The organism is Candidatus Nitrososphaera sp. 86-2, assembly GCF_056726185.1.
The window spans coordinates 2,036,693-2,063,173 of the sequence record NZ_JBWZON010000001.1; the positions used below are offsets into that span (position 1 = coordinate 2,036,693).

Annotated in this window: 32 protein-coding genes; 12 read left to right on the top strand and 20 right to left on the bottom strand. The window is 53.3% G+C overall.

Annotation, left to right across the window (positions count from 1 at the left end; all coding sequences use genetic code 11):
- Positions 1-13: 13 nt before the first annotated feature.
- Together ACYOR7_RS12140 and ACYOR7_RS12145 are read right to left on the bottom strand one after the other, a co-directional pair.
- Positions 14-310 carry a hypothetical protein gene (locus ACYOR7_RS12140; RefSeq protein ID WP_294804656.1) on the bottom strand — a complete coding sequence of 99 codons (297 nt, stop codon included), beginning with the start codon at positions 308-310 and terminating at the stop codon, positions 14-16.
- A 54-nt stretch (positions 311-364) separates the two neighbouring features.
- Entirely contained in the window at positions 365-838 is a 474-nt protein-coding gene (locus ACYOR7_RS12145; RefSeq protein WP_294804659.1) for a hypothetical protein, read from the bottom strand.
- A 307-nt stretch (positions 839-1,145) separates the two neighbouring features.
- Between ACYOR7_RS12145 and ACYOR7_RS12150 the strand changes: the two genes are divergently transcribed.
- Positions 1,146-1,415, top strand: a complete 270-nt coding sequence (locus ACYOR7_RS12150) for a hypothetical protein (RefSeq protein WP_294804661.1) — start codon at positions 1,146-1,148, stop codon at positions 1,413-1,415.
- A 72-nt stretch (positions 1,416-1,487) separates the two neighbouring features.
- Positions 1,488-1,769, top strand: coding sequence for a hypothetical protein (locus ACYOR7_RS12155; RefSeq protein ID WP_294804663.1), 282 nt, complete (start codon positions 1,488-1,490; stop codon positions 1,767-1,769).
- A gap of 63 nt (positions 1,770-1,832) precedes the next feature.
- On the opposite strand, the gene ACYOR7_RS12160 is transcribed toward ACYOR7_RS12155, so the two are convergent.
- Positions 1,833-2,453: a hypothetical protein gene (locus tag ACYOR7_RS12160; protein ID WP_294804665.1), complete on the bottom strand. Its 621-nt coding sequence runs from the start codon at positions 2,451-2,453 to the stop codon at positions 1,833-1,835.
- A 244-nt stretch (positions 2,454-2,697) separates the two neighbouring features.
- Here ACYOR7_RS12160 and ACYOR7_RS12165 point away from each other — a divergent pair, with 244 nt between their 5' ends.
- Both ACYOR7_RS12165 and ACYOR7_RS12170 read left to right on the top strand, forming a co-directional pair.
- On the top strand, positions 2,698-3,123 hold the full coding sequence (locus ACYOR7_RS12165) for a twin-arginine translocase TatA/TatE family subunit (RefSeq protein ID WP_479914083.1): 426 nt from the start codon (positions 2,698-2,700) through the stop codon (positions 3,121-3,123).
- Positions 3,124-3,219: 96 nt separating this feature from the next.
- Positions 3,220-4,281 carry a V0D/AC39 family V-type ATPase subunit gene (locus ACYOR7_RS12170; protein ID WP_294804669.1) on the top strand — a complete coding sequence of 354 codons (1,062 nt, stop codon included), beginning with the start codon at positions 3,220-3,222 and terminating at the stop codon, positions 4,279-4,281.
- 277 nt (positions 4,282-4,558) lie between these two features.
- Here ACYOR7_RS12170 and ACYOR7_RS12175 read toward each other — a convergent pair whose 3' ends face one another.
- From ACYOR7_RS12175 to rqcH, 10 genes are all read right to left on the bottom strand, one after another.
- Positions 4,559-6,673, bottom strand: coding sequence for a V-type ATP synthase subunit I (locus ACYOR7_RS12175; RefSeq protein ID WP_479914084.1), 2,115 nt, complete (start codon positions 6,671-6,673; stop codon positions 4,559-4,561).
- Between the two features lie 190 nt (positions 6,674-6,863).
- On the bottom strand, positions 6,864-7,205 hold the full coding sequence (locus ACYOR7_RS12180; protein ID WP_294804673.1) for an ATP synthase subunit C: 342 nt from the start codon (positions 7,203-7,205) through the stop codon (positions 6,864-6,866).
- Positions 7,206-7,330: 125 nt separating this feature from the next.
- Positions 7,331-7,468, bottom strand: a complete 138-nt coding sequence (locus ACYOR7_RS12185) for a hypothetical protein (RefSeq protein ID WP_294804675.1) — start codon at positions 7,466-7,468, stop codon at positions 7,331-7,333.
- Positions 7,465-8,127, bottom strand: coding sequence for a V-type ATP synthase subunit D (locus tag ACYOR7_RS12190; RefSeq protein ID WP_294804677.1), 663 nt, complete (start codon positions 8,125-8,127; stop codon positions 7,465-7,467). Before ACYOR7_RS12190 ends, ACYOR7_RS12185 begins: the two co-directional genes overlap by 4 nt.
- 4 nt (positions 8,128-8,131) lie before the next feature.
- The gene (locus tag ACYOR7_RS12195) at positions 8,132-9,526 is read right to left on the bottom strand and encodes a V-type ATP synthase subunit B (RefSeq protein WP_294804679.1); all 1,395 of its coding nucleotides are present in this window, start codon (positions 9,524-9,526) and stop codon (positions 8,132-8,134) included.
- Positions 9,519-11,321 carry a V-type ATP synthase subunit A gene (locus tag ACYOR7_RS12200; RefSeq protein ID WP_294804681.1) on the bottom strand — a complete coding sequence of 601 codons (1,803 nt, stop codon included), beginning with the start codon at positions 11,319-11,321 and terminating at the stop codon, positions 9,519-9,521. The genes ACYOR7_RS12195 and ACYOR7_RS12200 overlap by 8 nt, the downstream gene beginning before the upstream one ends.
- Positions 11,322-11,325: 4 nt before the next feature.
- Entirely contained in the window at positions 11,326-11,952 is a 627-nt protein-coding gene (locus ACYOR7_RS12205; protein WP_479914085.1) for a V-type ATP synthase subunit E, read from the bottom strand.
- 29 nt (positions 11,953-11,981) lie between these two features.
- Entirely contained in the window at positions 11,982-12,467 is a 486-nt protein-coding gene (locus ACYOR7_RS12210; RefSeq protein ID WP_294804685.1) for a DUF5615 family PIN-like protein, read from the bottom strand.
- Positions 12,464-13,063: a CBS domain-containing protein gene (locus ACYOR7_RS12215; RefSeq protein WP_479914086.1), complete on the bottom strand. Its 600-nt coding sequence runs from the start codon at positions 13,061-13,063 to the stop codon at positions 12,464-12,466. The genes ACYOR7_RS12210 and ACYOR7_RS12215 overlap by 4 nt, the downstream gene beginning before the upstream one ends.
- 23 nt (positions 13,064-13,086) lie before the next feature.
- Positions 13,087-15,087: a ribosome rescue protein RqcH gene (gene rqcH, locus ACYOR7_RS12220; RefSeq protein WP_479914087.1), complete on the bottom strand. Its 2,001-nt coding sequence runs from the start codon at positions 15,085-15,087 to the stop codon at positions 13,087-13,089.
- A 94-nt stretch (positions 15,088-15,181) separates the two neighbouring features.
- Here rqcH and ACYOR7_RS12225 point away from each other — a divergent pair, with 94 nt between their 5' ends.
- Genes ACYOR7_RS12225 through ACYOR7_RS12235 form a run of 3 tightly spaced genes read left to right on the top strand, consistent with a single transcriptional unit; the run spans position 15,182 to position 17,013 of the window.
- Positions 15,182-15,445: a hypothetical protein gene (locus ACYOR7_RS12225; protein WP_294804691.1), complete on the top strand. Its 264-nt coding sequence runs from the start codon at positions 15,182-15,184 to the stop codon at positions 15,443-15,445.
- A gap of 39 nt (positions 15,446-15,484) precedes the next feature.
- A complete protein-coding gene (locus tag ACYOR7_RS12230; protein WP_479914088.1) occupies positions 15,485-16,684 on the top strand; it encodes an MBL fold metallo-hydrolase in 1,200 nt (399 codons plus the stop codon).
- A gap of 44 nt (positions 16,685-16,728) precedes the next feature.
- Entirely contained in the window at positions 16,729-17,013 is a 285-nt protein-coding gene (locus ACYOR7_RS12235; RefSeq protein WP_294804694.1) for a hypothetical protein, read from the top strand.
- Between the two features lie 284 nt (positions 17,014-17,297).
- Here ACYOR7_RS12235 and pyrI read toward each other — a convergent pair whose 3' ends face one another.
- The gene (gene pyrI, locus ACYOR7_RS12240) at positions 17,298-17,759 is read right to left on the bottom strand and encodes an aspartate carbamoyltransferase regulatory subunit (protein WP_294804696.1); all 462 of its coding nucleotides are present in this window, start codon (positions 17,757-17,759) and stop codon (positions 17,298-17,300) included.
- A gap of 152 nt (positions 17,760-17,911) precedes the next feature.
- Positions 17,912-18,469, bottom strand: a complete 558-nt coding sequence (locus ACYOR7_RS12245; protein ID WP_479914089.1) for a hypothetical protein — start codon at positions 18,467-18,469, stop codon at positions 17,912-17,914.
- Positions 18,470-18,640: 171 nt separating this feature from the next.
- Between ACYOR7_RS12245 and ACYOR7_RS12250 the strand changes: the two genes are divergently transcribed.
- The 3 genes from ACYOR7_RS12250 to ACYOR7_RS12260 all read left to right on the top strand — a co-directional run bounded on the left by ACYOR7_RS12250 (position 18,641) and on the right by ACYOR7_RS12260 (position 20,406).
- Complete coding sequence (locus tag ACYOR7_RS12250; protein ID WP_294804700.1) at positions 18,641-19,201, top strand: MEDS domain-containing protein; 561 nt, start codon at positions 18,641-18,643, stop codon at positions 19,199-19,201.
- Positions 19,202-19,485: 284 nt separating this feature from the next.
- Complete coding sequence (locus ACYOR7_RS12255; RefSeq protein ID WP_294804701.1) at positions 19,486-20,013, top strand: hypothetical protein; 528 nt, start codon at positions 19,486-19,488, stop codon at positions 20,011-20,013.
- Between the two features lie 213 nt (positions 20,014-20,226).
- Positions 20,227-20,406, top strand: coding sequence for a hypothetical protein (locus ACYOR7_RS12260; RefSeq protein WP_294804703.1), 180 nt, complete (start codon positions 20,227-20,229; stop codon positions 20,404-20,406).
- 701 nt (positions 20,407-21,107) lie between these two features.
- On the opposite strand, the gene ACYOR7_RS12265 is transcribed toward ACYOR7_RS12260, so the two are convergent.
- The gene (locus ACYOR7_RS12265) at positions 21,108-22,148 is read right to left on the bottom strand and encodes a cupredoxin domain-containing protein (protein WP_294804705.1); all 1,041 of its coding nucleotides are present in this window, start codon (positions 22,146-22,148) and stop codon (positions 21,108-21,110) included.
- A 130-nt stretch (positions 22,149-22,278) separates the two neighbouring features.
- Between ACYOR7_RS12265 and ACYOR7_RS12270 the strand changes: the two genes are divergently transcribed.
- The gene (locus tag ACYOR7_RS12270; protein ID WP_294804707.1) at positions 22,279-22,575 is read left to right on the top strand and encodes a hypothetical protein; all 297 of its coding nucleotides are present in this window, start codon (positions 22,279-22,281) and stop codon (positions 22,573-22,575) included.
- Positions 22,576-22,875: 300 nt separating this feature from the next.
- On the opposite strand, the gene ACYOR7_RS12275 is transcribed toward ACYOR7_RS12270, so the two are convergent.
- From ACYOR7_RS12275 to ACYOR7_RS12290, 4 genes are all read right to left on the bottom strand, one after another.
- Positions 22,876-24,021: a thioredoxin family protein gene (locus tag ACYOR7_RS12275; protein WP_479914090.1), complete on the bottom strand. Its 1,146-nt coding sequence runs from the start codon at positions 24,019-24,021 to the stop codon at positions 22,876-22,878.
- A gap of 10 nt (positions 24,022-24,031) precedes the next feature.
- Positions 24,032-24,820 carry a cytochrome c biogenesis CcdA family protein gene (locus ACYOR7_RS12280; RefSeq protein WP_294804710.1) on the bottom strand — a complete coding sequence of 263 codons (789 nt, stop codon included), beginning with the start codon at positions 24,818-24,820 and terminating at the stop codon, positions 24,032-24,034.
- A gap of 64 nt (positions 24,821-24,884) precedes the next feature.
- A complete protein-coding gene (locus tag ACYOR7_RS12285) occupies positions 24,885-25,169 on the bottom strand; it encodes a DUF8036 family membrane protein (protein WP_294804721.1) in 285 nt (94 codons plus the stop codon).
- A 40-nt stretch (positions 25,170-25,209) separates the two neighbouring features.
- Positions 25,210-25,518 carry an ArsR/SmtB family transcription factor gene (locus ACYOR7_RS12290; protein ID WP_294804712.1) on the bottom strand — a complete coding sequence of 103 codons (309 nt, stop codon included), beginning with the start codon at positions 25,516-25,518 and terminating at the stop codon, positions 25,210-25,212.
- Between the two features lie 83 nt (positions 25,519-25,601).
- Between ACYOR7_RS12290 and ACYOR7_RS12295 the strand changes: the two genes are divergently transcribed.
- Positions 25,602-26,447 carry a MinD/ParA family ATP-binding protein gene (locus tag ACYOR7_RS12295; RefSeq protein ID WP_479914091.1) on the top strand — a complete coding sequence of 282 codons (846 nt, stop codon included), beginning with the start codon at positions 25,602-25,604 and terminating at the stop codon, positions 26,445-26,447.
- The last annotated feature ends 34 nt before the right edge of the window (positions 26,448-26,481 follow it).

The following is a 26,481-nucleotide window of genomic DNA, read 5'->3' on the forward strand; positions in this document are numbered from 1 at the left end:
GGAAACCCGCTATTTATTTGAGGAGGGTGGACTGGTGCAGTGCCGTGTAGACGATGACCATGGCCAGTATGTTCATGAAGATAAAAGGCACGATGCCGTCGTAGCCGGCCTTTTTCTGCAATTCCTTTGGAAAGCCCTTTGAAAGCGTCCTGCTGATTACTAACGAGATGAGGAAAAACGCGATTGCGATGCCAAGCGCCATTCCAATCGCCGTGCTTTGGTCCGTGCCAGGTGCTATTGCAAATCCGGCTATCGCGCCGCCGATTATGCCCAGCACGATGCGCATATAGTATACCTTCTCTAACGCCACGTTCGGGATTGGTTGACTGCGGCCGGTAAAATGCCTTGCGGCGGGCTGGCGGGTCTAACCCCAGCCCATCTTGTGCTTGTAGTAGCTGGCAAGCTTGGCGTGCTTCATGCGCTCGCCAGAGTTCTCGGCCTTGTCCATCTTGCGCAGGTGTGTGCGGAACTGGTAGAGGTCGCACATGCACACGCCGGTCACCGGCTTGTACTTTACCCTAGACACCTCGTGCTTTTTGTGGCTGGCATACATTATCGCCAGTTTTGGCACGAGCTTGCTTGCGACTATGCCGCCGATTGCGACATAAAGCGCTGGACCGGTCGCAAAGGCGTGGTACGGGTTGACGCCGGCGGACTGGAAATACAGAAGTGGCCCCAGAATAGACGCAAGCACGCCGCCAAAGGTGGCGACCGCAGAGACCCTCGACATCCTGTCGTACTGGGCAGTCTCTTGCTCGAACTGGTCGATCAGCTTTTCGTATTTTTCGTCTAGCTTGGCCTTCTCTTCCTCTGTGGAAAGTGCCGCTGAAATCTCCATTTGATTTCTGTGCTGCAAACTCGCTAATTAAGTTTGTTTTAGAGAGGATTTCCACGTTATTTTTCAGCGAGGAATTTTTTCAGAAATGCATTTTGCAAGAAAAATATCATTATTATGTAATTACTTGATCATCGCAATCTGAGTACTGCAGCAAAACATCTCGCAAATTACAAACTTTTTGCTTTTAATTGCAAGTGCTTGCGCGCCTCAAGCTGGCTGTGATATAATTATTTGATTTTATGATAATATCGAATTGCACAATTTATCGTGTGAATATTAATATTTCGTACATTTTTTTCAACTATCTATGGAAGAGAGCCGTCGCCGCTCGAAACAGACGCTGAAATTCTCTGCACAGAGGCTGGACAATATGACGCCCGAGCTTCTGGCAAAATCAATGTGGATGAGCACCGGCATGGCAATGATATTTTCGCTTCCACCTCTCGGCTTGTTTATCGGCTTGTATGAGGCTGAAATGCACATTGGCATCGCGGCAGGGATCGGCTTTGGAGTCCACTTTGCGACGCTTGCTTTCTCCAGAAAAATAGCTGCTGGCCTGTCCAAGCTGTTCGACTGAGCAACAGCGCTAGAATTTTTGACACCCACGGTTTACTTGCCGGACGAAATTTCATAAGGGAAGAAATCACAATTGAGCAGGATATACGAGATCCACAGGTACAGGAGCGACGAGTTCCAGTACGTCGTGGCAAGGACCAACAAGCATTCTGAAGACTATGTGAAGGCGGACGTGGAAAAGATGAACTCGCTTTTGTCGCCGGAGATGCGGACGGAAGGCATCAGGTACGTGTTTGCGCTTGGCACTGTTGACGGCATGAACAAAAAGACGGGCGAGCGGACGGCGAAAAAGAAGGAGAAGCAACAGCAGGCGGCGGCAAGCGAGCAGGTGCAGATTTCTTCCCCTGCGATATGACCATCGTTGTCGCTTAATTTCTGCAGCTTCTCATCCCGTCTGTTTCCGTACATTATGCTCTCATCAAGGATTCCTGAAACTCGGCCTGATAAAGACGAGTTTTCTTTCGATTATCATCTTTTCCCAATCGACTGCGGCAAATGCAACGACAGACAGCAACCCCAGAGAATCAAGAGCCAGGATCCCGACCAGGTGGTCAGAAAACAAGCCCAGAAACGGCTTGAAGGCCATCGCGGTTACGGAAATCAGGACGGCGTAGGATACAACCCTCCCTATCCAGAACCCAAGGAATATGCTGAACGTCCTTGCCTTCATCATCCCGTACCCTATGAAGAGCATGTTGCTCGGGAGGGGCCCCAGCGCGAAAATCAGTGACAGGATGAAATACGCATATTTTTTGCCGGCGAGGTATTTTTCGATTGCGTCCAGGCTGTTTTTCCTCTTTTGCCCCATGAACCTTCGCATCTTGGAACTTGCGAGCATTAGCGCAAAGCGTCCTGCCGCAGACGCGGTGGCGCCGACCAGCGCCAGGTACAACGGGTTGAAAGAAGGAAAAGCCGAGTATATCGATGCCAGAACAATCCAGCTTGGAGGCATCATCACCGGGACGACGTTGATGCCAAACACCAGCAAAAGGATTCCGGCATATGACCAAGTCTCTACGATTGAATCAATCGTCAGCACTCTGCCGCTCTCTCCCTTTCTTGAAAATGTTTGCAGCAACTAGAACAACAATATCGTGAGAGCAGCGCGCAAAAGCTGCTACGTTTAGTAGCATATGAGATTAATTCGCTTCTCTGCTCAGTTAATTTAATTGTTTGATGATCTTTTGGTGTTTTTATTCTCCTATCAGAGGCTTAGATTAACATGGATTAGTCAACGTTATTAGCCGGCGTTTCGGACGCGTTCTTGCTGCTGATATCATAGAATGGCCTATGAAAACGTGATTCTTGTTGTAATATTGATGGGAACGGTGTTTTTTGGCGCAAAAAAGCTGCCTGAACTGGCCAGATCGCTTGGACGGGCGCAAACGGAATTCGAGAAGGCCAGAATAGAAGCCCAAAGAGAGATTCGCAGCTATAATAATGAGGATGACAATACAAATGCTGCAGCAGGCCAAAGTCCCGGCGCGCCTGAAAACAAAGGCGCAGGTATGGAGGCAGATAACGTCACTGCTGCCACCACCAAAGTGTCGGAATCCAACAATAATTCATCTCTGGTTGTCACTGCAGCAGCCGCCGATATTGACAGGGTAAAGCTCCAGAATGCTGCAAAAAAGATCGGAGTCGAAAATCCTGAAAAGTTGTCCGATGACGAGCTGAGGGACGCCATACGAAACAACCTTGATCTTTGACCGGTCGTTATTTCCACAGAGACATCATGTGCAAATTCCCGCGCCGGCCGCAACCTAATGATTTTTATAAAGCGCTGGAAGCATTGAGGGCTGCGCATGGCTAACAAGGTCAGCATTCCAAGCAAGATCTTTGGCACCGTTCTTGCCCACAGCATGAGGGGCAAGATGCTTTCAAGGACTGAGCTCCAGACCCTTGCAGAATCGAGGGACATCGAGGAGCTCGTGACGAGGATGAAGAACACTATCTACCTCGATGCGCTTGCAAAACTGACCAAGCCGTACACCGCGGAAAAGGTGGAAGGCGCGCTGCGCGAGCACCTTGTAAACACGCACGCCAAGATGGTCACGCTGTCGGGCGGCGCAGGAGTGCTCAACGCGTATTTCGTTAAATACATCACTTGGAACCTGAAGATTATCCTAAAGGGCAAGGCCCTTGGCAGGACGTACGAAGAGTTGCTTCCTAAAATCAACTTGAGGGCAGAAGAGCTCGTCGGCAGGCGCGACCTCGTGGTCAAGGCGCTTGTCGCAAAAGACTTTGACGAGGCCGTCGCGTCATTGCAGGGAAGCGAGTTTGGCGAGGATGCAAGAAAAGCAGCGGCAGTCTACAAGGAGAAGGGCGATGTCAGGGCGTTTGACACTTTTCTCGACCACGCGTTCTACAAGTCGCTTGACAAGTCCATGTTTGGCGAGTCGCCGTTGCAGGACGTGCAAAAGCTAGTGTCAATAGATATCGACGCCTACAACGTGCTTGCGGTCCTGAGGGCCAAGTACTGGGGCCTGCCGGCACAAGAGACAAGCGACCTCATTGCTACCACCACGACAAAGATGGGCAGAGAAACGCTCCAGAAGATGATAAACGTGGAAAAGGTGCAGGAGGCAATCGGCGAGCTGTCAAACACCTCGTACCGCGACCTGATACCCAAGAGCGCCGAAAACGACATTGACGCGATTATGCAGCTTGAGGAAGGGTTTGAGCGAGTCTCTGTCAGGAGAATAGCGGCGTCGTACAGGACGGTATTCACGCTCGGCAACATGCTTGCTACATTGAAGCTGATGATGCTAGAGATACGCAACCTTGCGGCAATCGCAGCAGGCGTCGAGCAAAAGATACCCGTCGACAAGATAATGGCCAGCTTGGCCAAGACTACCTTGCAGTAAATAGTATAGTAGTAGTCATTTCCATCTTTTCAGTCCCGGTATAATAGCGCGGGGCGCACACACACATCTCTTTTGCTTTTTGCGCAGCAAAGACCGCGGCATATTCGTAAAATCATCATGTCATCATCATTAGCTGTAGGGAGTTATCTTGATTCCCTGCTCGTCTGTCCGGTAAAACCCGTCGCCAAGCGGCATACACGCTCTGCAGCTCTGGCACCCGTTTGAAGAAAAAATAAGGCTCTAACATGCACAGGCGAAAAAGGCAAAGAAGAAATGCTTATTGCTTCTTCTTGCCGTCTTCTTCCTTCCACACCAGGTTGGTGTAGAGCATGTTCGGCACGAGTTTCTTGAAGGTGACTCCGTCCGACTTGTACCATTTCGGGAACCATTCGTACAGGTGAAGCCTGATGGTCTGGATGTAGACTATCAGACCCTCAATCATCATGATGCCGATGTTGCCACCGATAAGGATCGCAAGCCCGCCTCCGTGCTCAAACGAGTTGTTCACGGTGACAAGGAGCGCCGAGTGCACGAGGAGCATGATGCCAAGCCGGGAGTACGAGATTGTGTTGGCGAGCATCTCTATAGTCCTTACCATCACGGTCTCGACTACGATGCCGACCATGCCACCGTGCGGCGACTCTTTGCCCTCCGCCTTCAGGTGCTTTTCCTCCTTCATGCCGCCTATGATTGTGATTGCGATGCAGGCAAAGATGATTGGGGGCGCTGCCCTTGCCACCATGCCTACCGTCACCCACGGAAAGACATCGCTTATCCAGGGGATCGGCCCGTACGTCTTGTTTGACAGGAACATGCCGATGATGTCGTACTGGGCGCCGATGGCAGTCAGTATGAGCGAGACCACCGCAAGGTACTGGATTATGGCAGGTATGTCGTGCGTGTATACCATCAGCTTGTGGCCGAGGCGCCAGTCCGCCCTGAGGCGGAGGATGAACGCCATCAGCAGGTGCGCTATGCCGATGGCTATTGATATGGAAAGTATCTTTACCACTTGTTCAAACGTCAGTTCTGCCACGGACAGCAGGCCGATGAACGGGAGTGCGTTGGCAAGGCCGGAAAGCACTGCAAGCTTGGCGAAATGGAACCCAAACATCTCGCCCGTACCAAGGCCGCCGACGGCCGCCGCAAGGCCGCTTGCCGCCACCAGCGTGCCCCACATCTTTAGCCGGCCGTTTCCGCGTATCCGGAACAACATGCCGAGGCCAAAGAGCAGGATGCCGTGCCCAAAGTCCGCAAACATCAGGCCGTAAAACACCGGCCAGACAAAGGAGATTATTTTTGTAGGATCGGTCTCGCCGTACCTCGGCAGGCCCTGCGTCTCGGTGACTACTTCAAAGTTCTTGGAATATCCCTTGTTGTAAAGGAGGGTCGGCATCGTGGGCTTGCCGGCATCTTGGAGGTCGATGGTCACGCCCGTGTCCTCGACGACAGAGACATAGTCGCTTCCGGCAAGTTTCTTGAACTTGCTTTCCATATCTGCCGGGATGTAGCCCTCTATTATAGCAAAGTTTTTCGTCCCGCCCGGCTTTCTCGTCGTTTCAAGAACATCCTTTGCCACGCCGGCGGCCTCGCGCAGCGAAAGTGCCTTTGTGACTATGGATGCTTTTAATTTTACAATCTCTTTGTCCAGCTGCTCTACCTTGGTTTCGAGCTCCTTGACCTTGGCGCTGGCTTCAGAAAAAGCCACGTTGGGATTCTGGGGCATGTTTGCCGGTATCTGGAGCGGGTTGATGCCAAAGCTGCGCATCACCTTTGCAATCCTTTCCGAGTCCTCTGCAGAGCCGACTATGGTGAGCGCCGTCTTTTTCTCTCCCAAGTTCGTAGAGTATACTGCAAGGTCTTCAAGGCTCTTTCTTATCTCGGCCTCGTCGGTAGAATCGATGACATAGATGCCGGCGTAGAATTTTGAAAGGGTGCCAAGGCGCGCCAGGTCCATGCTGAGGCTTGCCGCGTTCTCGGTGAGCGCCTTCAGGTTTGAATATTCTTCAAGCGACTTTTGCGCTATGCTGCGCTCGCCGATTATCTTGCGCGCGCCCTCCAGCTCTTTTGCGGCCCTGTCCTCAAGGTCGGCGATAAAACCCTGGATGTTGTCGACCTGGTAGTCGGTCTTGCCCTTTGGCGCACCCTTGAACATTGTCGCAAGCACGCCCGTCTCTGCGGGGATGCCGAGCGCCTTGATGACTTCGTCAATGTCCTGGTAGAGCTTTTGCGCCTTTAGGAGGAGGTCGTCGTAGTACGGGTTGATGTGCTCGGAAGCAGAAGGAGCCTGTATTGGGTGGAACCATTCAAGCTCGGCCAACTTGCTGACGGCAGCTTGCGTTTCCATCCTCGGCAAGATTATTGTTGCCTTTTTCAGCTTGGCTAGCCCCATGATACAGTTCAGCATGAAGAAAAGACGATCTCTTTAAAATCCTTTCCCTGAGATGCAAGCAATACACACAACAGATGTTATAGTAGAAAATATGAGTTTGGAGTTTGAAAATGAAAAAGGAAAGGAAAAAGAGAGAGCGTGCGCGTGTCCGACTTTTGTGTGTCGGCTGCAGCTGATGATGTTCTTCCTCTTACTGGCCGAGGATGATGAACATCATGACTATACCGTAGATGGCGATTGACTCGACCATACCTACGATAATGAACACGCTGGACTGCATCTTTGGGTTCTCGCTGATGGCCGCAAGACCTGCCGCGCCCACAAAGCCAAGACCAAAGCCAGCACCAAGTGCTGCCAGACCGAATGCTATACCCGCAGCGAGGAACTTGAACGCGTTGCCACTCGTGGCTGCAGCGGCTCCACCTGCTTCCTGCGCATAGGCAGCCGGGCTTGCAAACGCAATGCCTGCAAACACAACTGCCGCGAGAATTGTCAAAAGTGAAAGTGCGCCTCTTACCTTCAGTTGCATCATTAGGGCTTTGGCATGAAAAGCCCTATTTAATGATAACTAACGTGTGAGTGCTATAAACAATAATGTAAAATTTACATGCAAAAAACGGTACAAGAAAACACAAGTAGGAAAAGAAAGAGGTTTTGCTAGACCTTTGACAGCGCCTTGCGTTTGCTCTGGGCAATGTCTTCCTTTATCTTTTGCTCCAGAGAGTCGCGCTCGGACTTTAGCTGCGCCTTGGCCTTTTCAAAGTGGCTTGAAATGTCGTTATTATTATTGCTCATGTGCTTGTTGTCGCCCCTGCCTCTGCCAGCTTTTTCCTGTCAAGGACTACTTTAACCTTCTTGATCCTGACAAACTCTTCCCGCTCGCGCTCTTCGAGCGTCGCCTTGATGAAGTAGACTGCTTCCTGGTACTGCGGGATGATGATGTATTCCAGCGCGTTGATGAGCTTTTGCGTGCGCTCTAGCTCCTTTGCAAGGCTGAATATCGCGTTCTCGTATTCTGCGGCCTTGCACACGGACGGGAGCACGTTCTTTATCAGTTTGGACGCCTTGTCGACCGACGCGTTCGTTTCAATAAAGCCGTAAGAGAGGTGCTGGCTTCCCTCGCGCGTTTTCACGGTAAGGGTCGGTATCTTGACGTCGACTATTCTGCGCACGTTGACGTCGGTCTCCATCACGCTCGGAGTCGAGTCTGAAATCGATTCCAGTGTGGTGGTGCCAAGCGTCATGTACGCGTTGTAGACTGCAGAATAAATCTCGCCGAGGGGCGACCAGATGTCTTCTCTGGCCTTGTTGGCCTCCTCTATCATCTCGTCTATCTTTTTCAGGAGCACTTCGCGCTTGTCGTCGAGGATCTTGTGCACCATCTTGGCTACCTGCATCGAGCGCCTTATCTTGATGAGCTCGATTTTTGTTGCAGTCACCCTTCTTGACGACATGTTGTCACTTGCTGCCGCCCTTGTAGTACGCCTTGATGTGCTTTTCCTTTATCTTGGTCAGCTCTGCCTCTGGGAGCGTCGACAGCACTTCCCATGCTCTGGCAAGCGTCTCGTCGAGGTTCCTGTTCTCGTCTGCAGCCTGCTTTAAGAAGTGGTTCTCGAACATGTCGCCTGCATCTAGATATTTCAGGTCAGTGCCTGTGAGGCCGGCGCGGCCGACGATTTCTGCCAGCGCACGCACTTCCTGAGCCCTAGAGTAGAGGTCGTACATCTGGTTTCCCACCTCCGGGTGGTCGGCGCGCGTCTTGCCCTCGCCAACCCCGTCCTTCATGAGCCTCGAAAGCGACGACAGCACGTTCACCGGCGGGTAGATGCCCTTTCTGAAAAGGTCGCGTCCAAGCACTATCTGGCCCTCGGTGATGTATCCCGTAAGGTCGGGAATGGGGTGCGTGATGTCGTCTGCCGGCATCGAGAGGATCGGCACCTGTGTGACAGAACCGTTCTTGCCCTTTATCCTGCCTGCGCGCTCGTAGTTGTTTGCAAGGTCTGTGTACAGGTAGCCAGGGTAGCCCTTTCTGCCGGGCACTTCTTCCCTTGCCGCGGAAATTTCGCGCAGCGCCTCTGCATAGTTGGTCATGTCCGTCAGTATCGCAAGCACGTGCATCCCAAGGTCAAACGCGAGGTACTCTGCTACCGTCAGCGCGACTCTTGGCGTGATGATGCGCTCGATTGCCGGATCGTCTGCGAGGTTCAGGAACAATACGGAACGTCTTAGTGCGCCCGACTCTTCGAGGCTGCGCTTAAAGTATTGTGCCTCCGAGTACTGCACGCCGATTGCAGCGAAAACGACCGCAAAGTCTTCCTTGGTGCCTACGACTGACGCCTGACGCGCAATCTGCGCTGCAAGGATGTTGTGTGGCATTCCAGAGCCTGAGAATATCGGCAGCTTTTGTCCGCGTACGAGCGTGAGCATACCGTCGATAACCGACACGCCGGTCTGGATGAACGACGTTGGGTATTCTCTGCGTTCAGGGTTCATCGGCTCGCCATTGACGTCGAGGAACTTGTCGGCGATTGGCTCTGGGAGGCCGTCGTTTGGCCTTCCTAGCCCGTCAAACACCCTGCCTAGGAGCTCCTGCGACACGGGCATCTCCATGGTCTTGCCGAGGAACTTGGCCTTGGTTCCTGATACTGTAAGGCCGGTCGTCCCCTCAAAGACCTGGACCACAGCCTTGCCAAAGCCCACTTCGAGGACCTTGCCAAGCCTGCGCTCGCCTTCCGCCGTCTCGATTTCAACCAGCTCGTCAAAGGACGCCTTGGTGATGCCGTCGATGACCATAAGCGGGCCCTTGATTTCTGCTACCTTTGTATATTCAATTCCAGATGCTGTTTCAGGCAACTACTTTAACCTCCTCTGTCTTGGTCGCTGCGCCTCCCAGTTTGCGGAAGCCCTCCTCAAGGGCCTTGTCTAGGTCCGCCAGCTTTGACAGCTGGTCTTCGGGTATGTCGAACTTGGCTTTCAAGAGCTGCGGGATTATCGGCATTGCACGAATGTCTGCAAGTGAGACTTCTGCTTTCAACGCCTTTTGTGCTTCCTTGAAGAACTTGACCATCAATTTTACCAATTTGACTTGTTTCTCTGGACTGCAGTAGGTGTCTATCTTGTCAAACGAGTTCTGCTGGAGGATGCCGATTTTTATCATCCTTGCCACTTCGAGCACCAGCTTTTCCTCGTCCGGCAATGCTTCAGGCCCAAGTAGCCTGACGATTTCCTTCAGCGTGTCTTCCCTCTGCAGGATGTGATACGACTCGCCACGGAGCTCGTACCAGTCGCCGGACACGTTTTCCTTCCACCACTTTGCAACGTCCTCAAGGTATCCAGAGTACGACTGCATCCAGTTGATGGATGGGTAGTGCCTTGAATACGCAAGCCTCGTGTCAAGCGCCCAGAAGGTCTTGATGAACCTGATAGTGTGTGTCGTCACCGGCTCGGTAAAGTCTGCGCCTGAAGGCGACACTGCGCCTACCAGTGTCACAGAGCCTGCCCTGTCGGGAGAGCCAAGGGCGCGCACGCGTCCTGCTCTTTCATAGAACTCGGCAAGCCTTGACGCCAAGTATGAAGGATAGCCTTCCTCTGCCGGCATCTCTTCGAGGCGGCCCGACATTTCACGGAGCGCCTCTGCCCACCTGCTCGTAGAATCGGCCACGAGCACGACATCATAGCCCATGTCGCGATAGTATTCTGCCATGGTTACGCCGGTGTAGATGGACGCCTCTCTTGCCGCCACAGGCATGTTACTGGTATTGGCAACAAGCACGGTCCTTTCCATGAGCGACCTGCCTGACCTCGGGTCGATGAGGTGCGGGAACTCGACGAGCACTTCGGTCATCTCGTTTCCGCGCTCGCCGCAGCCGATGTAGACTACGACTTTAGAGTCGGCCCACTTGGCAATCTGGTGCAGGGTCACGGTCTTGCCCGTGCCAAAGCCTCCCGGGATTGCGCCTGTTCCGCCCTTTGCAATCGGAAAGTAAGTGTCAATGATGCGCTGGCCTGTCACGAGCGGGACGGTCGGGTCATAGCGCTCGGCATAAGGCCTTGGCTTGCGTACCGGCCACTTGTGGTACATTTTCAATTGCGCCGTCTTGCCGTCCTTTTCAGTGGTAGCGATGATGTGCTCTATGTCATAGTCGCCTTCCTGAGCAATGTCAGTGAGCTTGGCGCCCTTGGCGTGGTCTGGCGGGACCAGAATCTTGTTTACCAGAAGCGGCGTCTCCTCGACTGTGCCAAGGATAAAGCCAGGGCCTACTTCGTCGCCCTTTTTCATCACCGGCTTGAAATGATATTTCTTTTTCATGTCGACAGGAGTTGTCTGTATTCCCCTGCCGATGAACGCGCCCGATTTGGCTGCAATTTCGTCAAGCGGTCTCTGGATGCCGTCGTATATCTTGCCTATTACGCCCGGGCCCAGGAGCACGGACAATGGTTGCCCGGTGCCGACCACCGGCTCGCCTGGCTTTAACCCCGATGTTGACTCGTATACCTGGATGAATGCCACGTCGCCTGTCAGCCTGATGACTTCGCCGATGAGCTTTGAATCTCCTACTTCGACCGTTTCGTACATCTTTGCCGCGGACATGCCGTCTGCCTTGACTGCAGGACCGCTAACCCACACAATGCGTCCTTTGGCTACCATACTATTATTCCTCTCCTGCCTCTCCTCTCAACATTCGTGCAATATTTTTCCTTATTAAAGGTTTGAGTCGCTCGATCCTCGAATCAAGCGTGTTGTCAAACGACATCGTGCCGTCTGCCGATTTCACCCGGACGCCTCCTATTGCGCTTATCGGCTGGTCTGAGACCTTTACCTTGAACTGGGGGTTCTTTTTCGATAGGTCCGCGACTATTTTTTTCACCTGCTCGGCGTCATTCTTGTTGCATTCGACTATTACTTCATCAGAGCCAACAGAGGGAACGCTTTCCTCGACTAACTTGGCCAGAAGTGACCGGTAGCTTTCGTCCTTGCTAGACGACGCAAGCCACGACTTGGCGCGCTCAAATGCCTCGTTGACGTCGGTCTCTATCATGAGAAGCTCCTTGTTGCGCGCCGACAACCTGCTAGAACCCACTATCTGGCGCTTTAGGTTCTCGGCCTGCTTTTTGGCAGACTCGATTATCCTTGCGCGCTCGGCGTCAAGCTTGCTCCTTGACGCCTCAAGGTTCTTTAGCGATTCCTGGTAAGCCGAATCAACTTGCGAGATCAACTCTGTTTCTTTTTGAGATAAAACTTTGTTTATGGTTCGCTCTAGGGCAGAATTCGAACTCATACTGAGGACTCTGCCCGTTCCTCGTGATTTTAACCTTTTGATGCTGCGGCCAGGCGGTCCTCAAGGGTCTTGGCAAAGGCCCTTATCCGCCCGAGGTGGCCCCCGTCCCAGTACACCTTTCGGCAGTCCGCGCACTGCCAGAACCCCTCGTGCCGGGCAAGGACGGTCGCCGGCACCAGCCCGTCCACCTCCTCCGGCCTTTTCTGGGCTAGAGCGCCGTTGCATGAGGTGCACCTAGAGCCCATCCGGGAAAGGTCCGCAGAGATGCCCAGTTTTTCGAAAATGTGCGCCATGTCTTCAAGGTCACTTGTACCTTCCACGAGCACGCCCTGCCTGCCCTGCTTCATCATGCGCTTGAAAAGCTCCTTGTCTGCCGTGAGGATTACCCTGCCCTGCTCGGCTGCAAGGCGCAGTATCTCGTTGTCGCTTGTGTCCGGCACGTATAGCGTGTCAAAGCCGAAAATGCGCATCTTGCGGGCGACGCTACCAAGCATCGCGTCCGCAAGGAACTTCATGCAGACTCGGGGGGCGTAGCCTCGCCGCGGCACACTTCGCAGACAAAAGTGCCCTCGTCGAACTGCAAGAGGTCGGACCACTCGCCGCACTCGTCGCAATAGCCGGACACCTTGCCCGCCGGCCTCCCAAGCTCGCCTCTTATAATCCCGGCCTTTTCCGACACGACGTCGACCAGGTCAGGGGTAACGGCGATAACGTCAGAAGCGGAAATTATCCCAACCAGCCGGTTCTTGTACACCACGCCCAGGCGCTTTATCCCGTGCTTGCGCAGAAGGCGCGCGGCCTCGGTGATGCCCTCCTGGCTTTCGATGGTGTGCAGGTCCCGCATCACGTCACCTACCTTTATCGCGCTCGGCTTGGCGTCTTTTGCGACTGCCTGCGTCACGATGTCATAGTCGGTTACCAGCCCCACCGGCTTGTCGTCTTTGTCCATTATGATGATGCTGCCAATGTTTTCTGCCTTCATCTTTTTCGCGACTTCGTGCACGGTGTCTTGAGGGGATGCGCTGATGACGGGACTGTTCATGATGTCGCGTACAATCACGCGCGTAGTCATGTTTGCGTCGGCGTGCTCCCTGACTGGCTTTTTTACCACGTGAACTGTTGTGCGGCGGCATTTTAATTACTTTTGCTGCTGGTGCCGCCAGCAGCACTGCCGCCACCCTTCGCTGCAAACGAGATTTTTGATTGGCCCGTGGGAAGTGCGCGCACAAAGTCGTCCAGGCTGATGCGCTTTACCATCTCTGCAAGCTCTTCCTCCTTCCCATCGTCCGCTGCGGCAGCAGACACGAGCGCCGCCTTGGCTTTTTTTGCAGCGCTCATCGGGTCAAGCCCGCCCTGCAAGAGGACGGCGTACACCAGCGATCTCTTTTTCACCGCTTCTTCCGGCCCGCACACGAGCGCCTGCCTTTCGCTCACCAGCTCTATTCCGATTGCCAAGCGGACCTCCACTCCCTTGACATAGCTTCTCTTGCCCTCTATAACGAACGAGCCCTTGGGCAGGAACTGGCCCGTGGGCGCCCCTTTCTTTATCTGCTCGGGAAAGACCCAGTAGGCGTCGGCGCTAGAGAGGCCGTCCTTCCAGGCCCTGCTAAACGACACGGTCGCCTGCGCGACTTGCGCAAGCGACTGCTCCAGCTTTCCCTCCCTTGCCGGCGCCGCGGCGTTTTTCACGATGAAAAACGGCGAGCCGTGCACCTCGGCGTGAAAGACAATGTCGTCCTCCGTCAGATGCTTGCGCACGAGGGCCGAGTTGGACGACGCGTCGCGCCCTCCGATCGCAAGCAGGCCGTCCCCAGTCACGAACCATCGGTAGCGCTCGTACCATTCCTTTGCGGCCTGCTTTTGCACGACCATTTTCTTGTGGATGGCAGCGGTCTGGCCGCGCAGCTTTTCAATCTGCGCAAGGAGTTTTGCGCGGGCTTCCTCTATCGAGGCGTTGCCCCGCTCCATCTCTTTTGCGCGGGCAAAGAGCATGGAACTCAGTTTTGCAAGGTTCTGCTGGACCTCGATGTTTTCGCCGGCCACCTGCACGTACTTTATTCCCTTTTCTATGACGACTGCGGCCGAGTTTGCCGCAAGCACGCCCTTTATCGCGTCGTCGCCCGGATTAGAATATGAAACCGCCATCAATTCGCCGGCGAGCTTGCGTATAGCCGCCGCTTTTTGCAGCACCTCCTCCTTGGCCTTGTTCTGCTCCGCAAGGTCATGCTCTAGGACCGCAATCTGCCTGTCGATTTCCACCGTCCTTGAGCTTTTGCCGATGTCCAGTATCTCGTTGCTGAGCACTTCGTCAAGCGCCTCCATGTAGGTGGGCACCTTTTTTGCTTCCAGCTTTTTGGCTTCCTCCGTGATTATCGGCAGCGCGTCTACAGGTTTTCCGTCCTGCATGATGACCACCGGCTCGTGGTTCCTGCCGGCGCTGACATCGTCTACGAGCGACTTTATCGTGGAAAATATCCTGCCCACCTCCTCGTCTGCCAGCTGCCCTGCCTGCCTTTGCGGCTCGATGCCTGCCCTCTTGGCAACCTCCTCCACGAATTTCTTGGGCATAGAAAGCCCCCTGCCTATCCAGCGCAGCACGTCAAGGTTTTTCGCCTCGTTTCGCAGCGCAAGCATCTGCTCAAGTGACAGCGCAAAGACGTCAACTCCTCTCTGCGGAGGAAAAGCGTACCGGAGGCCAACCTTGAGCGTGCGGTGGCGCACCTCTATCGGCCGCAATATGGCAAGAATCTGCATTTCAGAGTCGCAGATGATGATGTTGCCGTCGCCAAAGAACTCGCAAACCACAATCCGCGCCTGCCCGTCCAGCCGGCGCAGCCGCAGCGTGGCGATGCGCTCGCTTCCGGCCTGCTCCACCGACTCTACGCGTGCCCTTTCCAGCTCTGCTATTGCGGCGCGCTCTAGCGAATTGTCCTCCACCGGCTTGAACTTTAGTTTCGTAACCCAGATGCCCCTTGCCGACAAAACTAACATGATGTCCTCCTGTGTCGGGTGGTGCAGGCGCAAGAGGAGCGAGTCCTTTGTCACGGCGTTTACCGCCGAAATATAGTGCCCGGAGGCCACCCTAGCGCCTATCTCGTTCACGAGGTAGCGCAATTCCACTCCGGAAAGCTCCATGCTCGGTATTAGTGAGAAGGCGACAATATTAGTCCTCGGGTGCGCTCTCTGCCGCAAGCAAGGCTTAAATTAATTTGGGACGTGGCTCTCCTCTGTGTCAGGCGGCAGTGGCGACGACGACAGCAGCAAGAACCCGGCAAACATAATCGGCAGGGTGTATGCGGTGAGCACGCTCCTTGCCGTGATAATCGCGGTGCCGGCGGTTGCAGTCGCGGTGATAACGCACTTTGTGTTCCAGGCAGAGATCGTAGTCACGCTTGCGGCTTCGCTGATCGCGCTTTTCGTGTCGATGGGTTTTGGCATCAGGCTCGCCAAGCGCTTTGCAAGGGCGCCCCAAAAAAGCGGCAGTGGCGCGTGAGACGGCTAAACTTATTTACGATGTTGCGTAATTTGTCTCATGAATAGTGGAAATGACACGTTTTTCGTGCGGATAAATGGGGTGCTGCCTGACAGCGGCAGCAGGGAAGGAGGACAAGGAGGAGGGGCGCACACCTCGATCTCGGTTTTTTCAGGAGGTTTTCACCTGCTGGTCGACGCCGGCGGCGGGGTGGCCGACAGCGTGAAAAAGGGTGCGTCGGACCTTGGCTACAAGCAAGAGCCGGACGCAATACTGCTGACGCATAGCAGGCGCGAGCACGTAAGCGACCTACCTTCTTTTCCCGGCAAAAAAATATTCTGCACGAGCGAGTGCGCGGACCAAGTTGCAAAAGAACACCAGATTGACAGGTCGCGCTTTGCGACCGTAGCTGCCGGCCAGCCGTTTGAGGCAGGCCCGTTTTCCATAGTGCCGCTTGCGGCAGACAACGCCGGCGACAGCCCGGGTTTTCCCGGCTCGCTCATCTACGTCATCAGGGCAGGCGACAGGAAGGTCGTGGCAGGATGGGACTTTATCAAATTGCAGAACGCCGACGCAGAACTGATGTGGGGCTCTGACCTCGTGGTGCTCGGCACAGAGACGTACAACGACCACCCCTCTACGGGCATGATTTCAGTCACGCAGGCGTACCACTTGGTCAAGGCGTGGAATGCCAAGGACTGCTACATCCTGCATTACAGCGGCGAAAAAGACCTCGAAGACGCCAAGAACCAGTGGCACCGCGGGCCGGCAGGGCCGCTGCCCCCGGAGGAGCTGCAAAAGGCGATAGACGATTATTTGCAAATCTCCGGACTGGAGAACAGGACCAGCATCAAAGTCGCCCGGCAGGGCATGGTGTGGAGGCCGGCCGCTACTGCCGAAAGCGCCGGGGAGGACAAGGAGCCGGTGGGAAGCAAGATCGAGATCGAGGCCTTGGAGAAATACGTGTTTGGCATCGAGAAGATGCCGGGCAACAAGCTGATGTTCATGCTTGAAGACAGCATAAGCAGGCAGGAAAACGAGTTTGTCAACCCGAAACGCATGAATAGCGACGGCAACTCGCTGCATGCCGACGGGATAAAGAGCATGATGATGAAGGGGCCCGAGCTTGATCTGGTGCTGTCCGGTACAACAGTGAAGACGAGCATCATAAAGGGCAAAAAGCCGCTGTTTGCCGGCGATATACGAGTGAGCGAGCGCGACGCAAAAAAGCTGTCAAGGTACATCCGGGAGAACTTTTAGAGATCTGGAAAAATGGTCATATAGCCGAAGGCCGAAGTTTCGCCGTGGCCACTATCAGCCTGAAACGCGTCGCGATGCAGCTGTGCACATGCACGTGGATAGAGATAATGACAGGTGCAGGCATAACGCTGTACCTCCTGTACATGCAGAACTATGCGCTTGCCGCAGTCACGGTCGCGGCGTTTGGCCCGCTCATCGGCTTTCATTTTGCAATCGACAGGATAAAGCCGGGCAAAGAAGGCAACGGGTGGAAGAAGGAGAACAGGATAGTAAAGATAAGGTCGCTTTCAGGTCAGCAAAGTTATCCTCTGTTTGAGAGTAAACATTAGGCCACAAGAAGCATCTGGGTCCCAGCCGACCTGCTCATTGGGTGGCAAGAATAGCAGCTGCCGCACCTTATGCAGGTGTGCGGAGTCCTCTTGCTGCAGTTGGTACAGGACCTGTACGAAAGGTTCTGGACAGGCAGGTATTCGTGCATGTGTGTTGATTGCAAAGAGCCTAGCGTGCAATAAAAGCAATGGAACACCGCGGGGAGAGGGGGGGGGTGGAGGGTATGCTAGAGATGACCGCGTATAGCAGAGGGGTTCCTTTCAGGAAAAAAGCCCGCGGCCTCTCAAAACACCAGTTCATCGACAGAGATTATGCGGGCACAGTAGCGGCATTTCAGCACCAGCTTTTCCTTGTCGATGACGTCTATCTTGGATTTTATCTCCTCGCCCGAGTTTGTTATGCACTTCAGGTTAGGGCACCGGAAAATGCCAGAGATGGAATCTGGAAGCTGTATCTTGCGCTTTTCCACCAGTTTGTAGTCCTTGATTATGTTGATGGTAGCCCTCGGCGCGATGAGGGCCAGCTTGTTGGTCTCGCTAGTCTCAAGGTAGCGGTTCTCGACCTTGATTATGTCCTTCTTGCCGTGCTTGCTTGAAGGCACGTTGAGAGCCACGGTCACAACGTTTCCTTCCCTGCCCGTTATCGCAAGGGCGCTAAGGACGAGGAGCGCCTTGCCGCCCTCGATGTGGTCGATGACTGTCCCGTCCTTTATCCTGCGGACGAGGAGCTGGCTTGCCTCGGACATGTGTATGGAGAAGCACTGGCTGCGGATAATATATCAGCGTATCGATATGCGCACGCGTGTGTATGGGAGGTCAATTGCAGCCAAGGAGGATGGCGGCAGCTTGGCGTATGTAGATTGCGAGCCTGAGGGACCATCAATTATTGATTACTGGTTCACCGGGCTTTCTTTTTCCTTGCGGTATGCTTTAGCTTGACCCCCACCTTTCTCGAAGCGGACTTTGCCTGTTTTGTCATTTTCTGAACATTTTTCTTTAATTTTGGGATCTCTTTCTTTGCCATTTTTCTTGCCGTGATCTGGGCCTTTTTGCTTGTCTTTGCTACTGCCTTTGCCCCCTTCTTTGCCACCCTTGTCGTTTTCGGCGCGGACCTTTTAAACTGTCCGGGAGTCTTTTTCGCTGCGCTGGCAGCCTTGGCAGCTTCGCTCACCGTTTCGTCCATGGCCTTTGCAGTCTCGCCTATCACGCCACTTTTCTGTATCTCTTCTGCAGCGCTGGCTACATTGCGCGTCGTATCTCTCGCCGCTACTGCGGCATCCCTTGATGCTTCTGCGATTTCGGTAATAGCACCGCTTTCAGTAAAAGTGCCCACTGTGTCACTGACGGCCCTAGAGACATCTTTTATCTTCTTTGCGACCTCCTTTACGGCTTCTGCAGTTTTTTCAGAGTCAAATCCTTCAGCGGAATTTGTCGTGTTGTTTTTTGTTGTGGTCAACGCGTTTTATGCGGAGTTATGATATAAAAGAGGCATGATTTTTTTCTAGGTTTCTCTAACAGTGCATTTTGAGCGTGTACTACTCTGCTTATCAGATCCGGTACGCGGCGAATAGAACTTCGTTGCTAGTGTCATCGGCAGATTCATTAGTTTGCTTGGGTAATTTTCCGTGTGTTACGCCTGACTAAACTGGATCCCGGCGCGCATGTTATGCTACTCTATGATAACGACCAAGCTCGTGACGAGATGGCAACACATTACATTAATGAAGGAATAGACAAGGGTCAGCTTGTCATCTATGCCTCCGTTGAAGCGGAGGATCCGGTGCATCTGGCCAAGCTGGCCTTGGCAGTTCCTGAGTACGAAGAAAACATTGGCCAAGGCAACCTCCTGATAGTTAGCTTGAAGCAATGCTATGAAAATGCGCTGGCAGGCAACTTGAGTCCGTTTGAAGACATCAAGGGTCTCATAGAACAGTCGGTAAGGAAAAGGCTCGCCGGTGGAAGAAACGAAGAGACGTTGGTAGTAGCGGACTGTGCAGATAAACTATCCAAGAATGAAAAGTTTGAAGAGTGCGGCGACGTGGAGAAATGGTGGAACGATACTTGTGACAAATGGGCGGAAAACGATCTAAAAATTGCGGTCATTTGTCCGCACCTGCGCCCGATGCTGGACTATAACGAACAGTGCTGGATAGCTGCCAACCACAATACGACCGTGCAGGTGCCGTAAAACGCACACACATAGAGAGATAGAGACACAGCACATTCATGCCACGGTTGCAGAGGGAGAGTCTTTTTGGCCGGATTGCTTACACACGCATTCTAGAGGCTCAAGGCCGGATTTTGTTAAAAACAAACCGTACGTGATGCGTATGTATGTTCGTATAGAAGTACCTATCAGCAGATTGTAACCTAATTTCAGTCTAGAATGTTATAGAATTCTTTCACTGAACTAATATTCGTGCATAGAGTGAAACTGATTAATAGTCGGAAACCAGACTACTAACATAATAAATGTCGGCCAAACTCGAAAACGAAAGCATCACTTTTCGGATATCAGGAGATATTTTGCTTGCCCTGCGGCAGTTATCCCAGGAGGAGGGCACGAGTCTTAATACGCTTGTCAACAATGTGCTGAGAAGCTACGTCGATTGGGAAAGCATAGCAGTGAAGGCAGGTTTTGGAGTGTTCCAGAAAGAGGTCGTCAGAGAAGCCATCGACGCTCTTGACGAGCAGACGCTCGACAGAATAGCAACAAAAACTGCGGACGCGTACAAGGACATGCTGCTTCTCATGAAAGGGTCTCTTGATCTGGACTCGTTCATAAGCGTGGTGAAAGACAGGTCAAAGAGGGCAGGGTTCAATTTCCGCGAATTTGAGGAACCCGAAGGAAAGAAAATCGTACTCCAGCACGACATGGGCGCAAACTGGTCGATTTATTCTAAAGCCTATTACGAAAGGGTCATCAACTCGATAGGCTACCCTCTAAAGGTGGAGGCTACAGACAGCTCGATCGTAATATTCATACCCAATGAAAAATAAGCGCAATAGCACATAACATGTGTGTATAGTGGCAATAGTCTGCTCGATTGATCGTTCGGATGGGCGAGGGAAGAGTGCTCCTTCTTCTCCAACGTTTTGCATTATCGTACAAAAGGCCCCGGCGTACTACTTTGCAATTATTTGTAGCAGCTCTCACCGGAAAAGTGCATTGTACTCACGTTCCTTTTTATCAATACAACCTTAACATAAAACATGATCAGACCATTTGAAACAAGGCCGGCTCAGCCCGACAAGTACAGGCTTCCCACAAAATGCTCATTTTGCGACAGAAAAGCGACAACAGAGGCGTTCTTCCAGCTTGAAAACTGCCTGCTGGTCCAAAAGTACTGCGACGAGTGTTTGCCAGATGCAGGGTACGAAATGCCGTCATAAGGGCGTCGGAAATCGACGCCAGCTTTTCCGAATTAGGACAAAAGATGCACAGTAATACGTTTTTCGTGCAGTTATAGCGCGACATAACGCAACTCATTAGTAATTTAGGGTGCAAGATAGTTCAATGCTTTGGCAAATCGTGTCCGCGCTTGTCGCGATAATCCTTATCGTGCTTCTCCTAAAGTTTCTGTTCGGCATAATCTAGCTCTGCAACGATTGCATTTTGATTGGCTAGCACGAATCTGCAAACTTTTGCTGTTCGTGCTAGATAATCATATTATTGCAATGTACTCCTGACTCTTTTATTTTATGCAGCCGAAGACGATGCAGAAGGCTTTGTTAGTTCCACACACGCACATATGCCTTCGTGCCCCAGAATAACGGATCAGGCAGCCGGTGCTTTTCATGGCATAGTGCCGGCTCCCTGACCTCCGCTTTTCGCTCCGGTCCCGTCACTGCCCTGTAGTTATGTATGATGATACATATTTTTGTGGCGGCAAAAAAACTAACAATAGTTCTCGACTAGACTTTCATGTTTTTCCTAATGGGTTGTTGAAGGTGAAAGGGCACAGTGCGCCAGCTAGCAGCTATATTTTGGCGACAAAATTTTTTCATGACAGGTGTTTTGTTTTTTCTTTGCGCAAATGCGTGTATATGCAGGCCAGTAAAAAAAGAAGAAGAGTGGGCGGACCTCCGGCAGGCTAGCCTGCCGGCAGGTTGACCTTGCCATTCTGGAAGAGCTCTTTGCCGTCCTTGTCCTTGAGCGAATCCACTACGCCGTAGATGCCAGGCGGGAAATGCCCTTCGGTAAAGTGGTTGCCCGTCGTGCCTTCATTGGTGGCGATGTATAGGGAATGCAGCTGGTTTACCATCACGCTGACAGAGACATTCGTCCAGGTCTTGTTGCCGTCTATTGAGATGTCCATCCTTCCCGGAATTGAAAGAGAGGAGTTGGCGCTTGTTATCTCCAGCGTAGGAGCCACTTTTGATCCCGTCTGGTTATGGGTCAAAGTTGTCGGAAGGGACGGCTGTGTAACTTTGAAATTGGACAATCGGTGGGTGTGAAAATCAGAGCCGTTAGCGTTGACCATAGTGATGTTCGCGTCAAACGACTTGGCAGTGCCGTTTATGACTTGGAGGCTCCACCTTCCCGAGAGGAGCTCCGGCGAGACCGTGTTGCTGGTGATGTTAGATCCAGCCGCCCATGACGCGATTGTCCCTCCTATTGTGAACGTTGTCGTCTGGGAACCATTTCCAGTCGCATTGCTGGTAGCGCTGCCGCTGCCGCCGCCACCGCTATTGTTTGAGGCTATCTGGATCGTTCCTATCAACCACGGATGGATTTTGCAAAAGTACGGGATGGCCTGGTTTGGTTGCCCCTTCACCGTGACGGTGGCGTTCTTTCCGGCGGCAATGACGCCGGAATCAAATCCCGTTGGCCCCTCCTCGGGAGAGCCCTGCACCGCGGTGTGGGTAGCGTTATCGTTGTTGACGAAGGTTATTTTTGAACCACTCTTGACGGTTATCGGATCTGGAACGATAGGGTGCTTTGCCGTCTTGTCCGCTGCTCCTTTTGATATTACGACCATGTTCTCTACGGCGCTGGCCGGCAGAGGCTCCTTTGGCCTTGAGGGATCTTGCTGCCCCCACGCATACCGGGACTCGGCTGCTATGGCAACCATGCTGACAGCGACGAGAAATACAAAGGCAAGACGCATCATCATGTTATTTGGGACATACATGGCAAAATTAGGACGACATGATATTAACGAGATACGGATACGGCTTTTCCACAGCATATATGCCGCATCTCGTGTATGCGCAGACAGGTGGCGAAATGCCATTCTAGTCCATGCCGGGACATGGATAACATTGAACAGCAAGATTGATTATTCGGAATTGTATAGAAAAGTTCCTGTGGGATTGTTCAACCGCTGGAAGCCAAAAGGCAAGATGTACAGCCTGAAATGCACGCAATGTGGTGCAGGCTTTCTCTCCAGCTACAACCTAGACGCACCGATATGCGGCAAGTGCTTGCAAAAGGCCAAGTCTCTGGACTCGACCGTCGACCACGAGAAGGTCTGCGTAAAGTGCGGCAACTCGGGCGTGATATACGGCAAGGAGTTGTGCCACGCCTGCTACTTTGGCTTTAACAAGCAGCAAGAGTAGTTCACAAAAAGGTTGCCAAAGCGTTACAGAACGGCATTAATTTTTCAAAGGGGAGAGTCGCGGCGTCGGCAACACACATACATGGTTTTCGACGCCGCGGAGGGAGAACGGGATGCTCGGGAAAGCTTCCATTCTCTCCCCTTTTGCTGTCTAGCAGGCAAAGCTGGAATTAAGGAGCGCGCTTGTCTTTGGCAGGCATGACCATTTGATGCCATTTGACGGTATCGAATGTCATAGTACCAATTTTACATAAAACGAAGAGTTTTCTTGTGGGCGGAACAAGCTTTCCTCCTTTTCCTCTTACCCGAAGGTAAAGGTGTAGATCTTGAACCCCTCTCCCGTCACGTCTATTGTAAGGGTTCGGTCGGCGTATCCCCCGTGCGTCGCAAGGCTGTAGAGGCGCTGGCCGTTGATGTCAGCCGTGCCGTCTTTGTTTACGTCGGCGCCCCGGTCGGCTCCCACTTCGTGGCCGTCTTCCGATATGTGCACCTTGCCGGTCCCGCCGGCGACGATGTTGACTGATTTTGCGGAATAGTCTAGCACTATCTTGCCCGTGTGGCTTTTCAGCTCCATGCTGTCCGCGTTGTTGAGCCAGTCGCCGGAAAGGTAGATGGCGTTTGGCCTGATGTCTCCGGGCAGCGCGTATTTCACGATCTTGCCGGGATCAAAGCCCTCTGGGTTTCCAAGGTTCTCCCGGGCGTACTGGTAGCCAAAGTAGAGCTCGGGCGTGTTTATCCGGCCAAAGTCGACGCTCTGCGCGTTCTCCGGCTTGGCCGTCGATGACGTGTCTATGGTCGCGTTCTGGCCAAGGTCCGCCGCTCGCTCCTGCAGCAATGATTGGATAACCTTCTCGGTCTCGGCGTAGTTGCCCTCGCCGATGTGGTCGTAGCGGATGAACCCCTCGTCGTCCACGAGGTACTTGTGCGGCCAGTAGCGGTTCTGGTAGGCGTTCCAAGTGCCGTGGTCGTTGTCCTGCACCACAGGGTACTTTATCCCAAACTTTTCAACCGCGGCCTGGACGTTTTGCGGGCTCTTTTCAAAGTCAAACTCGGGCGTGCTGACGCCTACGATGACCAGACCCTGGTCGGCGTACTTTTCGTACCACGCGTTCAGGTACGGGATCGTGCGGATGCAGTTGATGCAGCTGTACGTCCAGAAATCGACTAGCACCACCTTGCCCTTCAGGTCGGCAAGCTTGAACGGCTGCGGCGAGTTGATGTAGTTGGAGATGCCGACGAACTCTGGCGCCTGCTTGAATTGTGATTTGTCAATATGCGGTTTTGCAGTGAGAGTAGTGCTGTTGGCAGCCGCCGGGATTATTGTTCCGCTCTGGCCTGCCGGCGCCTTGTTGTTCAGCGCGGGGTTGTTGAAGTAAAACCCAAAGCCGGCGATGAGTACCACTACTGCGACTCCGACGGCAAGGGCGCTTGCGTTGTCCCTGTTCATATTATTATTCTCAACCTATTCCCCTTTCCATGTTGATTATCTGGTCTGCAAGTGGAAAGTTGGCAAGAGTCGCCAGCTGGTTAGTGAACACGAGTATGCCCAGCAGGATGAGGATGCCCCCCATTATAGGGTTGAAATACTTTAGGTGCTTGACCATCCTGCGGATTATGCCTGTCGCCTGCGAAAAGAACGCGCCCGTTATCAGAAACGGCACGCCAAGGCCGAGAGAGTATGCAATGAGCGAGTTGTACGCGGCTCCCGGCGAAGTCGCGGCAAGGGCAAGCGTGCTTCCGAGGATAGGCCCGACGCACGGCGTCCAGCCAGACGCAAACGCGGCGCCAAAGACGAACGACGTGATGTAGCTCGTCTTGAATCTTGGAAGGTTTGTCATGCGCTTTTCAAAGTTGAGCCTCGCAAATCTCGTGGAGAGTATCAGGTAGGCTCCAAAGGCCATGATGACTATGCCGCCGACGGTCTGCAGCGTGCCCTGAAAGCCGGTGCCGACTCCTGCCAGCACAGAGTTGAATATCACGCCGAGCACAGCAAACACGAGCGAAAAGCCCAACACGAAATACACGGTGTTGAGGAAAATGTTGAGGCGCGTCGAGCGCTTGAGCGTGATTGACGATCCCGCGCCGGCTGCTGACTGTTGTCCTTGGTTCTGGTTCTGGTTCTGCACTTCCGAGAGCGTCGAGCCGGACAGGTACGAGATGAACGCCGGCAGTATGGGCAGTATGCACGGCGAAAAGAATGACCCCGCGCCGGCAAGCGCGGACACCAAGACTCCTGTCTCTACCATCTATGCGGTGCTTGGCAGTTTTTGCTGATATACTTTTTTCCAGATCTCCACCAGATTATTCTAGTCAGAACGGCCTGACTGTGACCTTTAGCAGGGTGGCGACGCCTGCAAGCTCTGCAATGTGCACGCCTGCAAAATACGGCAACAGAGGCTCAGCGTAGAGAGGGGCCATGGCAAAGTACGCGTAGACGGCTATGGCGTTGTGGAGGACTAGCATACCTGCAAAGAACAGGAGGCCGAGCGTGAACACCGCCCTCGTGTTGAGGTATATGCGCCCGTACAGTGCAAGCAGCACGGCCAGTATCCCAATGTTTACCAGGCTCACGGCCGCGCTGACGTCCATCAGCATCACCAAGGTACTACAATGAAGCGCAGTTGATTCATCTTATTTACTTTTTTCCAGATCTTTTTTCAATCGCGGCCATTACCTCGTCAAACGCGGCGATGTTGTGTTCCAGGTACGGCGATATGAAGTACAGCACACCGTACTTTTCACCCGCCTTTGTCACCATGTTGTTCTTTTCAAGCACGTGGATGTGGTGCTGGATGGCCTTGTAGTCGAGGCCCATCGCCTCCGCAAGCTGGTTCGTGTTATATGGCCTTTCTTTGAGGAGGCTGATTATCCTTATCCGGTTCTCGCCGCCCCGGGAGCCGGCAAAGAGGAACCACAAGAGGCGCCGGGCGTCCGGGTCGGCCATATGCACCACCTTGGCGTACAAGGCAAGAGGATTTAAACTTGAAAACGGGAAATTGCTATATGATAGCCTGACGCATAGACGCCATGACCAAGTGCGTCGCCTTTCATTCCTACAAGGGAGGCACTGGCAAGACGACGATTGCGGCAAACTGCGCGGCTCTTTTGACAAAAAAAGGCTCCAAGGTGGCGCTCCTTGACCTCGACGTCTATGCTCCAAGCCTCTACACCTATTTTGAGAGCGAGCCGGAAAAGTGGCTCAACGACTACCTCCTTGGCGACGCCGCGGTGGAAGAGGTCATGACCGATGTCACGGATACCGTCCGGAAATACGACAGCGACAGAAACGTAAAGGACGGCGGCAGGCTGTGGATCGGCTTTTGCAACATGAAAAAAGAGGAGGTCTACAAGCTGGACAGCAGCACGGCGGAATCGTCAAAGTCGCAGCTGCGCCGGTTCATACTGTTGCGCGAGCAGCTCATCTCAAACTATAGCCCAGACTATATCATAATCGACACCAGTCCCGGCATTCGGTACTGGTCTATCAACGCGCTCGCAGTGGCCGACGCGCTCTTTCTCACCCTGAAGATGGGTGACATCGACATCGAGGGCACGAACAAGCTCGCGTCCGAGATTTACAGCTCGCTGACAAAGTACGGCACAAGGTCGTTCCTGCTCCTGAACAGGGTGGCAGGCTATTGCGTGCCCGATGCCCACTTTGCTGGGAGCACAGGAGGCGGAATGACGATAGAAAGTGAGGATATTGCCGGCGCGCTTGCCGGCAAGACTGGCATGGAAGTGATTTCTTCGATACCGTGCTACTGCGACATACAGTTCAACAGAAAAGAGTTCCTGACTGCCCTCGTGCAGCCGGGCCACCCGTTCACAAGGCAGGTGGAAAGGCTCATCGAGGCGGTGCAGATCAAAGTTTAAGGCTGGCGCTTTGATTTCTACTCATGTCGAGGGC

Bases quoted from the DNA above. Each gene is read 5' to 3' on its own strand.
- ACYOR7_RS12210 (WP_294804685.1), bottom strand. From the start codon at position 12,467: ATGAAGTTCCTTGCGGACGCGATGCTTGGTAGCGTCGCCCGCAAGATG.
- ACYOR7_RS12230 (WP_479914088.1), top strand. From the start codon at position 15,485: ATGAATAGTGGAAATGACACGTTTTTCGTGCGGATAAATGGGGTGCTG.
- ACYOR7_RS12290 (WP_294804712.1), bottom strand. From the start codon at position 25,518: ATGGCCGACCCGGACGCCCGGCGCCTCTTGTGGTTCCTCTTTGCCGGC.
- ACYOR7_RS12190 (WP_294804677.1), bottom strand. From the start codon at position 8,127: ATGTCGTCAAGAAGGGTGACTGCAACAAAAATCGAGCTCATCAAGATA.
- ACYOR7_RS12185 (WP_294804675.1), bottom strand. From the start codon at position 7,468: ATGAGCAATAATAATAACGACATTTCAAGCCACTTTGAAAAGGCCAAG.
- ACYOR7_RS12260 (WP_294804703.1), top strand. From the start codon at position 20,227: ATGATCAGACCATTTGAAACAAGGCCGGCTCAGCCCGACAAGTACAGG.
- ACYOR7_RS12170 (WP_294804669.1), top strand. From the start codon at position 3,220: ATGGCTAACAAGGTCAGCATTCCAAGCAAGATCTTTGGCACCGTTCTT.
- ACYOR7_RS12175 (WP_479914084.1), bottom strand. From the start codon at position 6,673: ATGGGGCTAGCCAAGCTGAAAAAGGCAACAATAATCTTGCCGAGGATG.
- ACYOR7_RS12255 (WP_294804701.1), top strand. From the start codon at position 19,486: ATGTCGGCCAAACTCGAAAACGAAAGCATCACTTTTCGGATATCAGGA.
- ACYOR7_RS12150 (WP_294804661.1), top strand. From the start codon at position 1,146: ATGGAAGAGAGCCGTCGCCGCTCGAAACAGACGCTGAAATTCTCTGCA.
- ACYOR7_RS12145 (WP_294804659.1), bottom strand. From the start codon at position 838: ATGGAGATTTCAGCGGCACTTTCCACAGAGGAAGAGAAGGCCAAGCTA.
- rqcH (WP_479914087.1), bottom strand. From the start codon at position 15,087: ATGGAGCTTTCCGGAGTGGAATTGCGCTACCTCGTGAACGAGATAGGC.
- pyrI (WP_294804696.1), bottom strand. From the start codon at position 17,759: ATGTCCGAGGCAAGCCAGCTCCTCGTCCGCAGGATAAAGGACGGGACA.
- ACYOR7_RS12265 (WP_294804705.1), bottom strand. From the start codon at position 22,148: ATGTATGTCCCAAATAACATGATGATGCGTCTTGCCTTTGTATTTCTC.
- ACYOR7_RS12180 (WP_294804673.1), bottom strand. From the start codon at position 7,205: ATGATGCAACTGAAGGTAAGAGGCGCACTTTCACTTTTGACAATTCTC.
- ACYOR7_RS12275 (WP_479914090.1), bottom strand. From the start codon at position 24,021: ATGAACAGGGACAACGCAAGCGCCCTTGCCGTCGGAGTCGCAGTAGTG.
- ACYOR7_RS12285 (WP_294804721.1), bottom strand. From the start codon at position 25,169: ATGCTGATGGACGTCAGCGCGGCCGTGAGCCTGGTAAACATTGGGATA.
- ACYOR7_RS12280 (WP_294804710.1), bottom strand. From the start codon at position 24,820: ATGGTAGAGACAGGAGTCTTGGTGTCCGCGCTTGCCGGCGCGGGGTCA.
- ACYOR7_RS12295 (WP_479914091.1), top strand. From the start codon at position 25,602: ATGACCAAGTGCGTCGCCTTTCATTCCTACAAGGGAGGCACTGGCAAG.
- ACYOR7_RS12205 (WP_479914085.1), bottom strand. From the start codon at position 11,952: ATGAGTTCGAATTCTGCCCTAGAGCGAACCATAAACAAAGTTTTATCT.
- ACYOR7_RS12200 (WP_294804681.1), bottom strand. From the start codon at position 11,321: ATGGTAGCCAAAGGACGCATTGTGTGGGTTAGCGGTCCTGCAGTCAAG.
- ACYOR7_RS12165 (WP_479914083.1), top strand. From the start codon at position 2,698: ATGGCCTATGAAAACGTGATTCTTGTTGTAATATTGATGGGAACGGTG.